Annotated in this window: 11 protein-coding genes and 1 riboswitch; of the genes, 3 read left to right on the top strand and 8 right to left on the bottom strand. The window is 68.1% G+C overall.

The genetic code is table 11. The annotated features are described in order from the left end of the window. Positions 1-168: 168 nt before the first annotated feature. Positions 169-1,809 (top strand): ATP-binding SpoIIE family protein phosphatase, encoded by a 1,641-nt coding sequence (locus AC0Z36_RS14800; RefSeq protein WP_485463318.1) that lies wholly within the window; start codon positions 169-171, stop codon positions 1,807-1,809. 78 nt (positions 1,810-1,887) lie between these two features. Here AC0Z36_RS14800 and AC0Z36_RS14795 read toward each other — a convergent pair whose 3' ends face one another. Next, positions 1,888-3,186, bottom strand: coding sequence for an MFS transporter (locus AC0Z36_RS14795; RefSeq protein ID WP_485463317.1), 1,299 nt, complete (start codon positions 3,184-3,186; stop codon positions 1,888-1,890). 231 nt (positions 3,187-3,417) lie between these two features. On the opposite strand from AC0Z36_RS14795, the gene AC0Z36_RS14790 reads away from it, so the two are divergent. After that, positions 3,418-3,963, top strand: coding sequence for a MarR family winged helix-turn-helix transcriptional regulator (locus AC0Z36_RS14790; protein ID WP_485463390.1), 546 nt, complete (start codon positions 3,418-3,420; stop codon positions 3,961-3,963). Between the two features lie 3 nt (positions 3,964-3,966). Here the strand turns inward: AC0Z36_RS14790 and AC0Z36_RS14785 are convergent, their stop codons facing one another. From AC0Z36_RS14785 to AC0Z36_RS14760, 6 genes are all read right to left on the bottom strand, one after another. Then, positions 3,967-4,119, bottom strand: a complete 153-nt coding sequence (locus AC0Z36_RS14785) for a hypothetical protein (protein WP_485463316.1) — start codon at positions 4,117-4,119, stop codon at positions 3,967-3,969. A 47-nt stretch (positions 4,120-4,166) separates the two neighbouring features. Further along, complete coding sequence (locus AC0Z36_RS14780) at positions 4,167-5,522, bottom strand: ATP-binding protein (RefSeq protein WP_485463315.1); 1,356 nt, start codon at positions 5,520-5,522, stop codon at positions 4,167-4,169. Between the two features lie 18 nt (positions 5,523-5,540). After that, positions 5,541-7,055: an SCO6880 family protein gene (locus AC0Z36_RS14775; RefSeq protein WP_485463314.1), complete on the bottom strand. Its 1,515-nt coding sequence runs from the start codon at positions 7,053-7,055 to the stop codon at positions 5,541-5,543. A gap of 19 nt (positions 7,056-7,074) precedes the next feature. Then, the gene (locus tag AC0Z36_RS14770; RefSeq protein ID WP_485463313.1) at positions 7,075-8,409 is read right to left on the bottom strand and encodes a hypothetical protein; all 1,335 of its coding nucleotides are present in this window, start codon (positions 8,407-8,409) and stop codon (positions 7,075-7,077) included. Further along, positions 8,399-9,205 (bottom strand): DUF8175 domain-containg protein, encoded by an 807-nt coding sequence (locus AC0Z36_RS14765; protein ID WP_485463312.1) that lies wholly within the window; start codon positions 9,203-9,205, stop codon positions 8,399-8,401. Before AC0Z36_RS14765 ends, AC0Z36_RS14770 begins: the two co-directional genes overlap by 11 nt. A 274-nt stretch (positions 9,206-9,479) precedes the next feature. Next, positions 9,480-9,788 (bottom strand): hypothetical protein, encoded by a 309-nt coding sequence (locus AC0Z36_RS14760; protein WP_485463389.1) that lies wholly within the window; start codon positions 9,786-9,788, stop codon positions 9,480-9,482. A gap of 214 nt (positions 9,789-10,002) precedes the next feature. Here AC0Z36_RS14760 and AC0Z36_RS14755 point away from each other — a divergent pair, with 214 nt between their 5' ends. After that, entirely contained in the window at positions 10,003-11,079 is a 1,077-nt protein-coding gene (locus AC0Z36_RS14755) for a C40 family peptidase (protein ID WP_485463311.1), read from the top strand. 201 nt (positions 11,080-11,280) lie between these two features. Here the strand turns inward: AC0Z36_RS14755 and AC0Z36_RS14750 are convergent, their stop codons facing one another. Then, the gene (locus AC0Z36_RS14750; RefSeq protein ID WP_485463310.1) at positions 11,281-12,708 is read right to left on the bottom strand and encodes a transglycosylase family protein; all 1,428 of its coding nucleotides are present in this window, start codon (positions 12,706-12,708) and stop codon (positions 11,281-11,283) included. Positions 12,709-12,716: 8 nt separating this feature from the next. Further along, a riboswitch (cyclic di-AMP (ydaO/yuaA leader) is annotated at positions 12,717-12,891 on the bottom strand. Between the last annotated feature and the right edge of the window lie 616 nt (positions 12,892-13,507).

The raw sequence follows: 13,507 nt of genomic DNA, 5'->3' as shown, positions 1-13,507 counted from the left end.
AGCGTGATTCCCCTGTGGCCGTCTTTCGCCCACACTGGGGTCATCGCGTGAAGTGAGCATCTGTAAGCATGGTGTAGCTATCGTGGGTCAATCGGACGCCCGCGGACGCGGTACGGCCACCGTACCGACCAGCGCGGACACCGTACGGACTCGGCAGGAAGCAGGCGGTTGAACATCACCCGGTGGGGCGCACGGCTGACCGGCGAGCGGCGGTGGTCCGTGCCCGCGGCGCGGCGGCAGGACCGCGGGCGGCGGGCGGAGGACCAGGCGCAAGGGGAGGCGGAAGGCCTCTTCCCGCTGCGCGACGTCCTCGCCCACGCCCCCGCGTTGATCGCCGTCACCCGAGGTTCCGCACACAAGGTCACTTACGTCAACAACGCCTACTGCGAGGTGTTCGGGCCCAGGCAGCCCGGTGGCACGGCACGCGAGACCCTGCCGGAACTGGCCGACCACGGCCTGCTCGCGCTGATGGACCAGGTGTACCGGGACGGCAGGCCGCGCACGGTGCGGGCCCACCGGGTGGACCACCGGACGGCGTCCTACCTGGGCCTGCCGGAGAGCGAACGGCAGCACGGGCACTACACGTTCGTCTGTGCGCCGGTGTGCCCCGGGAACTCCTCGTCCCGCGGTGTGCTGGTCTTCGCTGTGGACGTCACCGACCAGGTACAGGCCACGGACCGGCTGCGGGAGAGCGAGCGCCGGCACCGGCAGGCGGCGGTGACGCTGCAGCGCAGCCTGCTGCCGCAGCGCTTGGAGGACCCCGACGATCTCAGGGTGGCCGCCCGCTATCTGCCCGGCGGCACGGACGCGACCGTCGGCGGCGACTGGTACGACGTGATCACACTCGGCGCGGGCCGCACGGCGCTGGTCATCGGCGATGTGATGGGCCGGGGGATCAGGGCTGCGGCGGTGATGGGCCAGCTCCGCACGGCGGTTCGCGCCTATGCCAGGCTCGACCTGCCGCCGCACGAAGTCCTGCAACTGCTCGACGGGCTCGCCATGGAGATTGACGCGACCCAGATCGCCACGTGCGTGTACGCGGTGCACGATCCCAGCGAAGCCGTACTGACGTATTCGACCGCCGGGCACCTGCCGCCACTGGTCCGGAACCAGGACGGCAGTGTGCACAAGCTGGACGACGCCAACGGGCCGCCACTGGGTACCGGTGGGGCCTGGCCGCACACGTCAGGGGAGGTGCGCCTGGACCCGGGTTCCACCGTCGCGTTCTACACCGACGGCCTGGTGGAACGCCGGGGCGAGGACCTCGACGAAGGCATCGACGAGCTGGGTTCCGCGCTCGCCCGGGCCACCGGCCCCCCGGAGATGATCCGGGACCGGCTGGTCGAGCACATGCGGCTGCCCGCCGAACACGACGACGACGTCGCCGTACTGGTGGTCCAACTGCCGCTGCGGGACGCCAGCCGGGCCATGTTGTTCCGGGTGGCCTCGCTCGACCTGCTGGGCGGTCCCGAAGTGGCCGCACGGGCTCGGGCCTTTACCTCGGGTGTGCTGGCGAGCTGGCAGGTCACCGGGGAACTGCGGGAGCTGAGTGTGCTCGCGGTCAGCGAGCTCGTCGGCAACGCGCTCACCCACGGCACCGCGCCGATGCGGCTGCGGCTCCGCCGTACGGACCGGCGGTTGATCGTCGAAGTCGCCGACGCGGACGACCATGTGCCGCGCCGCAGGCACGCGGAGGCCGACGACGAGGACGGCCGGGGCATCGCGGTGGTCGCGGCGATCGCGTCGTCGTGGGGGGCACGGTTGAATCCGGCCGGGGGGAAGACGGTGTGGTGCGAGTTCCCGCTGTGACCGGGCCGGGCGCAACTTGATCGTTGTGTACAGGGTGCGCCGCTTTTCAGCGTCGGATGTACACAACGGTCACGTCGCTCAGACGGCGACGGGAACCTTCACCGAGGCGGTCTCCCGCTCGGCGGGCGTCGCCCAAACACTCTCGGAAGCGGCCACGATCCGGCCGTTCTGCACCGGGGTCAGGACCTTCTTCAGCCGCAGGCCGAGGAAGGTGATCAGGATTGAGCAGGCCATCATCGCGATCAGGTACGGAATCCACAGGGAGAACGCGGCCACCAGCCCGCCGAAGAGCGGCCCGGCCGCCATCGACAACTGCTTGACCAGCGACATCGCCGAGTTGTACTGACCCAGGAGCCGGGACGGCGCCAGGTCGGCGACCATCGGGCCCAGGGTCGGGGCGAGCAGGGCCTCGCCCAGACCGAACAGGCCGTACGTGGTGATCACGGTGATCGCGGCCCACAGCGCGCTGTGGCTCAGGATTCCGGAAGCCGCCGCGAACAGCCAGGCGACGAACCACACCACACCGGTCAGCGCGATGACGGAACTGCGCCTGCGCCCGTGGGTGCCCCTCAGGACGAACAGCTGTGCGGCGACGATCACGCTGGTGTTGGCGGCCATCGCCACGCCGAACATGCTCGGCGGGATCTTCGAAACCTCGGTGGCGAAGGCGGCCATGCCGGCCTCGAACTGGCCGTACACGGCGAAGAAGATGACCGCGCTGACGATCGACAGCCGGACCATGGCCTTGTTCCCCAGGATGTGCTGCCAGCCGGCACGGCTGCCGGATTTGCCGTCGGGGGAGGCTTCCCGGACGACGGCCGGCATCTTCACCAGGCCGACGACTACGGCGAGCACCACGAACATCGTGGCCTCGGTGCAGAAGAGCAGGACAAAGCTGCTGGGGCGCGAGGCGTCGACGATGAAGCCGCCGATGAGGGCACCGACGCCCAGGCCCAGGTTGTTGAAGGTGAACTGCAGCGAGAAGGCGCGGGCACGGTTCAACGGGTCGGTGACCCGCACGATCATCGTGGCCAGCGCCGGCTGGACGGAGGCGACACCGGCACCGAGCAGGGCGGTGCCGACCAGCACCATGACCCTGCCGTGCCCGAGGCCGAGCAGCAGTGAGCCGACCGCGGCCACCAGGGATCCGGTGACCACCACGATGTTGGGCCCGCGCCGGTCGATGACCGGGCCGACGAACGGCAGCACGATCAGCGCGGCGGCGGCGATGACAAAGAACGCGACGCCGGCCATGAAGGCGCTGAGATCGCGTACCTGCGTGACGTACACAAAAAGGAACGGGACAGTAAAACCGCTGCCGAACGAGGCCAGCGCGTTACCGAACTGGATCCTTCCCAGCGCGCCACGGGTCGCCATTGCACACCTCCTGCTTTCTCTCTGTAGTCCTCAGGTCTGTAGACCTCAGATCTGTAGTACTCAAGTGTCAAGACTTCAGACCTAAACTATAAGGAGATGTATGGATCTCGTCCAGTCGGTTGACAGGGCTGCTGGAGAGGTCAGGAACCAGGTACGTTCAGTGACGATGCTGTACGTGGGATACTTCGGCGCATGGAGGCGGCTGGCGTGGATCATGCGGACCCGGTGGAGATTGCTGAAACCCCGGTCGGCCCGGACGCTGACCTCGACGAATACATCGAGATCTACCAGCGCGAGTTCCCCGAGGTCGACCCGCAGGTCGAGATCATCGTGGCCGCGCTGTACAAACTGACGCGCCGGATGAACGTCGCGTACGGACGACAGCTGGCCGCGCTGGGCATCACCAACGCCGAGTGGGAAGTCCTCAAGGCTCTTGTCCTGGTGGGCAGGCCCTACCGGCTCAGCCCCGGCGAGCTCGCCCGCAGCCTGGGGCTGACCCCGGCGGCGATGACGCACCGGATCGACCGCATGGTCGCCGAGGAACTCGTCACCCGGACCCGGGACGAGAACAACCGGGTGCGGGTCATCATCGAGCTGACCGCCGCGGGGCGCGACGTCTGGCTCCGTGCAGCCCGGGAGGCCGCGGTCTTCGAGGCCGCGGTCATGCGGGACCTCGGCCACGGGGAGCGCTCCGCCCTCGGCGCGGGCCTGCGCGGCCTGATCGTCCGGGTCGAGGAGAACCAGCCGGACGCGATGGGTCGCATCGACGAGGAGTGAGGCTCAGGCCTCGGCGTCCCACCGGAGCTCAGGTGTGCGGAGACTGGTGGGCCGGGCCGATTCAGCGGGCAGTCTGAGGAACCGCGCACCGGTCGACCCGACCACGATCAGGAACGCGCCGGGCTGGTAGGCCCGGCGTGTCATCATCTTGCCCATTGGGCGGTGTGCGGAACCCCGACTTCCGCTTGTCTCGCTGAACTGAACTACGCCGAGGGGTCCCGGGCCAGTGCGGCCTCGGCGCGGGTGCGCTCGTCTATGGCGTCCTCGGTCATCGCCCGGTCGGTGTAGACCAGCGGCCGTTCGGCGTCCGTGATCAAATGCTTGACCACCTGCACGTTGCCGTTGACGTCCCACACGGCCATGCCGGGCGTCAGCGTGGGGATGATCTCCACGGCCCAGCGGGGGAGGCCGAGCACCCGGCCGGTGGCTCTGGCCTCCTCGGCCTTCTGCATGTAAATGGTCCGGGTGGAAGCCATCTTCAGGATCGCCGAAGCCTCCTTGGCCGCCGCGCCGTCGACCACATCGGACAGGTGGTGGACCACGGCGACGAACGACAGCCCGAGGCGGCGGCCGAACTTGAGGAGCCGCTGGAACAACTGGGCCACGAACGGGCTGTTGATGATGTGCCAGGCCTCTTCGACCAGGAAGATCCGCTTGATCCGGTCAGGCCGGATCCAGGTGTGCTCCAGCCACACGCCGACGATCGCCATCAGGATCGGCATCGCGATGGAGTTCCGGTCGATGTGCGACAGGTCGAAGATGATCAGCGGCGCGTCGAGGTCGATGCCGTCGGTGGTCGGGCCCTCGAACATGCCCCGCAGGTCGCCGTCGACCAGCCGGTCCAGGACCAGCGCCACGTCCAGGCCCCAGACCTGGACGTCGTCGACCTGCAGGCTCAGCAGTTCGGCGGACTCCTTACCGGGGTTGCGCAGGGCCTCCACGATGTCCGGAAGTATGGGCTGCCGGTCCAGGACATTCCGTACGACATGGGCGTGCGCGGCCTTCAGCGCATAACCGGCGCGTTCCTCAAGCCGACGGCCCATCGCTACTTCGATGATCGTGCGGAGGAGCGCGAGCTGCCCGGTCGAAGTGATCGACGGATCCAGCGGGTTGAGCCGGATGGCCCCGTCCGAGACGTCCGCGGGGTCGAGCTTGACCGGTTTGATGCCGAGCCTGTCCGCGATCAACGTCCACTCGCCGGAGCCGTCCTCGCCCTGGGCGTCCAGGACGACAACCTGCCGGTCGCGGAACCGCAACTGACGCAGGACGTAAGTCTTTTCTAGAGCCGACTTGCCGTTGCCCGACTCGCCGAGCACCAGCCAGTGCGGTGCCGGGAGCTGTTGTCCGTACAGCTGGAAGGGGTCGTAGACGTAACCCTTCCCGCTGTACACCTCACGGCCGATGATCACGCCGGAGTCGCCCAGGCCGGGTGCGGCGGTGGGCAGGTAGACCGCCTGCGCCTGCCCGGTGGACGTGCGCACCGGCAGCCGCGTGGTCTCCTGCTTGCCGAACACCAGACCGGAGAAACCGTCGATGAACAGGGAACTGATGGAGGGCATGGGCTGAACCTCCCAGGATTAGCGACGGATGCCGGTGGCGAACGGCAGGGTGTTCACGAACGCGCGGTGCTGCTCACGGTCGCACCACTCCAGCTTGAGGAAGCACTTCCCGGCCGAGGCGCGGATCGTCCGCTTGTCCCGCTCCAACTGGTCGGGGGTGCGGGCGGACACCGTGATGTAGCCGACGATGTTCACTCCGGCCGCACCGCCGGCCAGGTCCTCGCCGCGCTGGTCTACGCGCCCGGTGTGGGCCATGTCGCGCGGGTCGACCGTACGGTTCATCTTCGCCGCCCTGGCCACGTCGGCCTCGTCGTTGGTCTTCTCGGTGAGCATCCGCTCGATGGCCACGTCCGTGGGTTCGAGGTCCATCGTCACCGCGACCGTACGGATGACATCCGGTGTGTGGACCAGGAGCGGAGCGAGGAAGTTCACCCCGACCGGGGTCAGCGGCCACTCCTTGATCCAGGCCGTGGCGTGGCACCACGGCGCGGCCGTCTCAGACTCGCGGGTCTTGGCCATCAGGAACGTCGGATGCGTCGCGTCGAGCTCGGCCGGCCAGGCATAGCGCGCCTGCATGCCCTCGTACGCGTCGATCTGGTGGTCCGGGTCGTACATGCCGTGGATCAGCGAGGCCAGCCGTTGCTCGTCCAGCGGCTGCCGGACGCGGATGTCCGCCTCCATCAGCCGCGCGCACACGTCGGTCAGCTCACGGGCCATCACCACACCGAGGCCGGTGTCACCCTTGCCGAGCGCGCGGGCCTCAGCGGCCAGTTCGCGGGTGTAGTGCATGCACGTCACGAGGTAGGCCCGGTGCTGCTCACTGGACGTCGAAACCATCGACTGCAGGCTCTCGTAGCTGTCCACGATCCAGTCCTCGGCGTCCACCGAGCCGCGCCTGGCGACGTCCTTGGCGTGGGCGTCCGGGTCGGCGGCCAGTGTCCGGGCCATGATCTGCAGCCGGGTCACAAAGCCGTCACTGTTGGCGACGTGCTTGAGCAGCGTCCCGAACCGGTCGACCAGGGCTTCCTGGTCCTCTGAGTCGCGCAGCCCCACGCCGGGCCCCTCGATCTCGATCGCGGCGGTGATCGTCCGCCGGTCCAGGTGCATCAGGATGGTCAGCTCGTCCGGGCCGAACGGCACGTGCATCCAGCGCAGCGCGCCCACTCCGGGGGGCGTCGACACCTCCACCGTGGTGCCGCTGAGTCTGGTGCCCGCCTCCATCGCCGACGAACGGTAGCGGGACCCCGCGCGGAGCATGCGCTTGTACGAGCGGTTGATCTCGAACCACTTGTAGAACGTCCGGCGCCGGTACGGCATGAACACTGCGGCGAAGGCGAGCAGCGGGAAGCCGACCAAGCCCATGACCTTGAGTGGCAGGATCGGTGCGGCCAGGCCGAAGACCATGCCCAGCGCACCGCCGAACACGAGCAGGAAGATCTCGCCCGGCTCCCGGTTCTTGCCGATGACGGCGGTCGGCTTGGCCTTGCCGATGAGGAACGTGCGCCGCCTGGTGGCGACGGGTTGAGTCGTCATACCCGGCCTCTCGACATCATCAGTCTTTTCCGTTCCTGGCGTGCGGTGTGCTGGATGGACTCGGCGGCTTGGCCCCCGAGCCGGAGCTGGAACTGGAGCCGCTGCCCCGTGAGCCGTGCGCGGAGATGCCGGAGCTGACCGCGCTCGCCGCCGCCGGGGCACCGCCGCCCGACGAGCCGCGCGATCCGTGCGTACGGATGCCCTGCTTGAGATAGGTGGCCGGACCGGTCGGGGCACCCCCGCCGCCGCCACTGCCGACGGCTCGGCGGGACGCGCTGATGCTGGCCATGTCGTCGCCGAAGTTCGGTACGAACCGGTAGATCATCACGCTGGCGAAGATGGACAGGATCATGATGGCGAGCCCGCTGAGCACAGCAGTGAAGGCATCAGTCTCGCCGCCGCCGTCACTGATCGCGGTGGCCAGGCCGAGCACGATCACGATCACCGGTTTGATCAGATCGACGGCGATCATCATCCCGGCCCAGCGGCGGACGTGGTGCCACAGCGCGCGGTCCACCAGCCCGGAGTACACCGCTGTGCCCAGGATCGCGCCGACGTAGAGCATCGCGGCACGGACCAGGAGCTCCAGCCACAGGAGCGCCGCCGCCGCCATGGAGACCAGAGACAGGAAGATCAGCATGATCGGACCGCCGCCGAGCCCGCTGTCCGGGCTGAGCGCCTTGCCGAAACCGCCGAGGAACTTGTCGGTGTCCTGCTGGGTTCCGGACGCGATGGCCGCGGTGATGCCGTCCGTCAGTGACACGGTCATGTAGAGGACCAGCGGCGTGAAGGCCGAAGCGATCACCGCAAGCCACAGGAAGCCGATGGCCTCGGAGAACGCCGTTGTGATGGGGACGCCGCGGGCGGCGCGCTTCGCCACCGCCAGGAGCCACAGGATGATCGTCAGGAAGGTCGAGGCACCGAACACCACGGCGTACTGCCGCAGGAAGCCCGGGTTGGTGAAGTCGACCTGAGTGGTCTCATTCACCGCGACGGAGAGTTTCCCGATGATCCAGGAAGCCGCGTCGGCACAGCCCTTGGCGATCGTGCCGAGCGGGTCGGCGAGGGCCCCCGTGTTCGACAGCGAGTTGGGGGTGGGCACCCCGGCGCCCCCACCGTTCTCGCAGTACGTCTTGGCCGGGCCGGTCATCGCGTCGCAGTACGACGATCCGCTCCCCGGCGGCGCGGTGCTGGGGGCGGTCGAGCCGGAGGGGTTGGGCGACGGCGTGCCGGACGGACCCGGTGTCGGCGCGGCCCAGACCGCGGTCGCGCCGAGGAACAAGGCGGTCTGGACAGCGGCGAACACCAGGCCGAAGCGGCGGCCTGCGACAGGACCAGTGCGGTCAGCGGGCATAGCGCAGCACCTCGAACTCCTGCGCGGCCCTGGCGATCTCGTCCGGCCCGGACGGCATCTGCAGACCACTCACCGGAGCGGGCCCCTCCTTCTGGCTGAAATCAACCAGCTTCCAGTCGTCGCCCGTCCAGGACAGCCGCATCGTGGTGGTCGACCAGGCCTCACTCACCGGCTTGGTGGAACCTGCCCCGGCGAGGCCGACGATGCCGGCACTCCACACCTCCACGGTCGCCGCCGAGTCGCTGTACACGACGGACTTCGTACCGACCGGCAGGGCGCGGCACACGAATGTCAGTCCTTTGGGGGCCTCCCCCCTGGGGTCGAGCCCGAAGGCCTCCGTCTGGGCGCGGAAGGCCTGGTCGGCCCGCTGTGACAGGGCGGTCCGAGCCGCCGGGTCGGCGATCGCGGCGATTATGGCCTTGCGGTCCAGGTCGCGGAACATCTCCGCGGAGCCGTAGACCACCGAGTAGTTCGCCGCGGCGGACGCGGCACCTTCCCTTGTCCGGGCGTAGCCCGTACCGACACCGGCCACGATGGTCCGGGGCGGCGTCGCGGGGGTCACGTTCACCTGTTTCGCCGCTGTGCCGGTGTTCGCCCCGGCAGGAGTCTTCGGGGGGTCGGACCTGTTGCTCGCGACCATGACAACGACGATGAGCACGGCGATGACGACCAGCACGCCGATGCCGGAGCGCAGCGGATTGCGCGGCCGTGACGAATCGTCAGGGGAGACCGCCGCGCGGGCGGCGGGCGGATCGGGCAACCTGAGCCGTGTACGCGGCTCCTGATCGTCGCTCACACCCGGCCCCCTTCCGGTGACGTGACGGATCGGGCACGGAGCCCCAGGTCACGTCGATCTTCCCAGAGGCGGCGCGGTCGCGCGCCGTTCCTGAGCATCCGTCCGGAATGCTGCGTTCTAGCACCGGGGAACGGGGGAGAGCCGCGCAGCACAGATGTGCGTGCACCGCGGGTGGGGACGCACGCCACGGAATTCACCGCCCTTGGGACACGGGGGTATCGGACCGGAACGGCGCTTGAGGCCTGCCTGGGGGGACCCGGGGTATAAGGCCGACCTACACGGCCATTCCGTACACGATCGTAAAAAGCGTACCGAGGGATCCGATGATGAACACGCCGGTAAGGCCCGCGATGATCAACCCCTTGCCCTGTTCAGCGCTGAAGCTGTCCCGCATGGCGGTGGCTCCTATGCGCTGCTTGGCGGCACCCCACACGGCGAGCGCCAGGCAGATCAGGATCGCCACGGCCATGACGACCTGGACCATGGTCCTGCCTTGTTCACCGAGGGACTTAAAAGGCCCCCAGTTCGGTGCGATCCCTCCGATGATGGTGTTGATGTCGCCGTCGCCCGCACCGAGGTACATTGCGTTCACCGCCCCCGCATTCGAGTTGTAATGAGGACACCCCGCCAGCATGACGGGAGACTGACTGTCAGTCGATTATCGTTGTAGACAGCCCGGCTGGGGAGGGCGACGCGCCAGACAGCAGGTAATACAGCACCGATCATCTGGTTGGAAAGGCACTTCGAGCGTCCGGATTCCGGCTGTTTCCCGTCGGTGTGCGGCGAGGGGGTCTCCTGTGAAGAAGGCGTGGATCACCGTCGCCGTTGTGGGCGGCGCACCGTTCGGATTAGTCGCCGCGATCACCGTCGGCGTAGCTGCGATGTCGGCCGGGATGCCTGGTGGGTCGGCCTCCGCCAACGGTTCGACCATGGAACTCGCACCGGGTTCGGTTCCGGCGATTTACCAGGCGGCGATAGAGCGGGTTGGGCGTACGTGTGCGGAGATCTCGCCGGCCCTGCTCGCCGCGCAGTTGTACCAGGAGAGCGGATTCAAGCCGAATGCCGTCAGCGGCGTCGGAGCGCAGGGCATCGCCCAGTTCATGCCCGGAACATGGCCGGATTGGGCTGTCGACGGCGACGGTGACGGCCGTAAGGACCCCTTCGATCCGGATGACGCGATCCCCGCCGCCGCGGCGTACGACTGCGCGCTGGCGAGATACACCGCGAAGGTGCCGGGGGACAAGACCGACAACATGCTCGCGGCGTACAACGCCGGCGCGTACCGCGTCATCCAGTACAACGGTGTCCCGCCGTACAAGGAGACGCAGAACTACGTCAAGAACATCCGCTCGCTGATGGACAGTTTCGGGGTCGTCAAGTCCCCGCTGATGCCGGTTCAGCAGGCGGTGGGGGCAGTGGAGTACGCCCAGACGAAGCTCGGGACCCCGTACCTGTGGGGCGGCGAGGGGACTGCCGCCGACGGCGGCCGGTTCGACTGTTCGGGACTGACCCAGGCGGCCTACGACAAGGTGGGCATCAAACTGCCCCGGGTGGCCAACGACCAGTGGAACGCGGGCCGGCACCCGACGCGTGATCAACTGCTGCCGGGCGACCTGGTGTTCTTCGCATACAACCTGAAGGACCCACGCAGCATCCACCACGTCGGCATCTATGTCGGCGGTGGCATGATGATCAACGCCCCGTACACCGGCACGGTCATCAAATTCGCTCCGATCGACCGGCCCGACTACATCGGCGCGACCCGGGTGACACCGGAAGGGGCGGAGGCACTGCCGGTGCGGAAGCCGGACGAGGTCACCGGTCCCAGGACACAGCCGCAGTCGGGTGCGGGGGCGCCGGCGGCGACGTCGTAAGGGTGGCCTGCGACGGCCTCGCCCGGTCGCACGGTGTCTCCCGTACGGCTTCATCGTCCTGCTGCGCGCAGGTCTCCCGCTGACCTGCTGACCCGTTCAATCCACGCGACAACGCAGGACCCGCTGATCCGTCTGCCCACGGACGCAGTCGGGCCCGGCTCCTCGGAAGAGGAGCCGGGCCCGACTGCGTCAAGCAGTGGTTCAGACGCTGACGCCGTGTGCCCGGAGGTAGGACAGCGGGTTGACCGCCGAACCGTAGTTCGCGGTGGTGCGGATCTCGAAGTGCAGGTGCGGGCCGCTGGAGTTGCCGGTCGAACCCGACAGGGCGATCTTCTGCCCCGCGCCGACCTGCTGGCCGACCTGCACGGACACCGAGGACAGGTGCCCGTACTGGGAGAACTTGCCGTCCGCGTGGCGGATGACGACCTCGTTGCCGTACGCCCCGGCCCAACCGGCGGAGACCACGGTGCCGGTGGTGATCGAACGGACGGTGGTGCCGCTCGCCGCGGTGAAGTCCTCGCCGGTGTGGTGGCCGCTGGACCAGGCCGAACCCGCGGATCCGTAGCTGCCGTGCGGCCGGCCGGTGACCGGGGCGACGTAGCCGGTGGCCGAGCCCTTGTCGGCGGTCGGCGCGGCCTGCTTTGTGGTCGTGGAGGTCTTGGGTGCGGCGGCCTTCGGCGCGTCCGTCTTCGGGGCGGCCTTCGTTTCGGTCTCAGCGGCCTTCGGCTGTGACTTCTGCGTCTTCGGGGCCGGAGCGGCCCCGGCCTTCGGGGCTGCGGTCTTCGGAGCCGAGGCTGCCGCGGTCGCGCCGTTCAGCGACAGCGTCTGGCCCGGCAGGATCATGTCCGGGTTGTCGCCGACGGTGCTGCGGTTCGCCTCGTACAGTGCGGGCCAGCCGCCCGTGACGCTGTGTCCTTCGGCGATCCGCGACAGCGTGTCCCCGGCGGCGACCAGGTACGACGCGGCGTCGGTGAGCTTGTCCGCCTTAGGGGTCTGAGCCTTAGGGGTCTGAGCCTTGGGGGTCTGAGCCTTAGGGGTCTCAGCCTTAGGGGTCTCAGCTTTGGGGCTCTCAGCTTCGGGGCTCTCAGCCTTGGGGGCTTCAGCCTTCGGCTCGGTCCGCGTCTGCGCCGGGATCTTGACCTCGACGGACTTGGTGGGCTCCGGGGCGGTGGTCGCCGGGGACTTCTTCGACTCGGCCTGCTGCGCCTTGGGGGCCGAAACCTTGGTGTCGGCGTCGGGGGCGCCGCCGCCGCGGGTCAGGCCGGCCTTCACAGAGCAGACGGGCCACGCGCCGGGACCCTGCGACGCGAGGACCTTCTCCGCGACGGCGATCTGCTGGTCCTTGGTGGCCAGGTTGGCGGTCGGGGCGTACTGCGTGCCGCCGAAGGCCTTCCAGGTGCTCGTCGTGAACTGCAGGCCGCCGTAGAAGCCGTTGCCGTTGTTGATCTTCCAGTTGCTGGTGCTCTCGCACTGGGCGACCTTGTCCCACGTGCTGACGGACGCGGCGTGCGCGCTGGTCGAGCCGATGAGGGGCATGGCCACTCCGGCGCCGGTGACGCCTGCGGCGACCACCAGTCGGGCGGTGCGGGACTGCTTGAAACGACGGTGCCGGCCGGTGTTGGACTGCATCAGAACGTTCGCTCTCTCCATACGCCTGCGAGGTGAGCTGTCGGATTCGGGCTGGAGTCGCCCGGCCGTAGGTGTCCTGGGACAGGACGTGTACGGCTTCACCCCAAGCCGTCGCCCGGACGATGTCCGGGTACGGCGTACTTCACCTGGTTCCCCCGCGCCTGCCGTGAGTCCTTGTCAGCTTCCCGTGCGTCCGGCGGCAGGCTTCGGCGTACCGGACGGTGGGGTCCGAGTGGGATACGGACCGGATGAACGCTAAACACAGAATCGCTAGATCACAAGTTGATGTTCGAAAGGTCACGGTTCTGGCGAAAGAATGTTAACCGTGCGTGCTTGCCTGGCGACTAATTGATTCCGATGTTGCTGTATGAGTCGACTCGCTTACACTGGGCGGCGAATTTGCGGCACTTGTCTGCTATGCCCGGCATTCGGATCGCCGCGAGTGCTCTCGGCTCTGTGTTCGGTGCCGACGGATACCATTGCCCGGCGGCCTCTTTCCCTGCGGATGCGTCTGACCTGCTCAAAGTTCACTCTGCGGCTCTTCAGGGAATCGGTCTTCCTCATCGCCGTGCAGTCCGTCGTGCTGTCGGCACGGCTTCTTCAAAGCGGAGGTACTCGGTGGGTCTGTTGCGTGACAGGTACTAAGCAAATTACAAGTATCTAGACATCTTTGATGGTTTGCGGTAGGAGTAATTCATGACTTTGGGTGGGGATGGCCGAGCGCTTTCGCATGATGTTCTTGAAGAACTGCGCCGACGGGCGGTGGAACGAATGTTGGCAGGAGAGAGTCCAGCGTCTG

It is taken from the genome of Kitasatospora sp. UYEF31, assembly GCF_057291755.1.
Note: the sequence above shows the minus strand (reverse complement) of the source record. Positions and strands in the feature narration are given on the sequence as shown.

Excerpts from the sequence above, each read along its gene's own strand:
- AC0Z36_RS14760 (WP_485463389.1), bottom strand. The coding sequence starts at position 9,788 with ATGTACCTCGGTGCGGGCGACGGCGACATCAACACCATCATCGGAGGG.
- AC0Z36_RS14780 (WP_485463315.1), bottom strand. The coding sequence starts at position 5,522 with ATGCCCTCCATCAGTTCCCTGTTCATCGACGGTTTCTCCGGTCTGGTG.
- AC0Z36_RS14785 (WP_485463316.1), bottom strand. The coding sequence starts at position 4,119 with ATGGGCAAGATGATGACACGCCGGGCCTACCAGCCCGGCGCGTTCCTG.
- AC0Z36_RS14775 (WP_485463314.1), bottom strand. The coding sequence starts at position 7,055 with ATGACGACTCAACCCGTCGCCACCAGGCGGCGCACGTTCCTCATCGGC.
- AC0Z36_RS14795 (WP_485463317.1), bottom strand. The coding sequence starts at position 3,186 with ATGGCGACCCGTGGCGCGCTGGGAAGGATCCAGTTCGGTAACGCGCTG.
- AC0Z36_RS14750 (WP_485463310.1), bottom strand. The coding sequence starts at position 12,708 with ATGCAGTCCAACACCGGCCGGCACCGTCGTTTCAAGCAGTCCCGCACC.
- AC0Z36_RS14770 (WP_485463313.1), bottom strand. The coding sequence starts at position 8,409 with ATGCCCGCTGACCGCACTGGTCCTGTCGCAGGCCGCCGCTTCGGCCTG.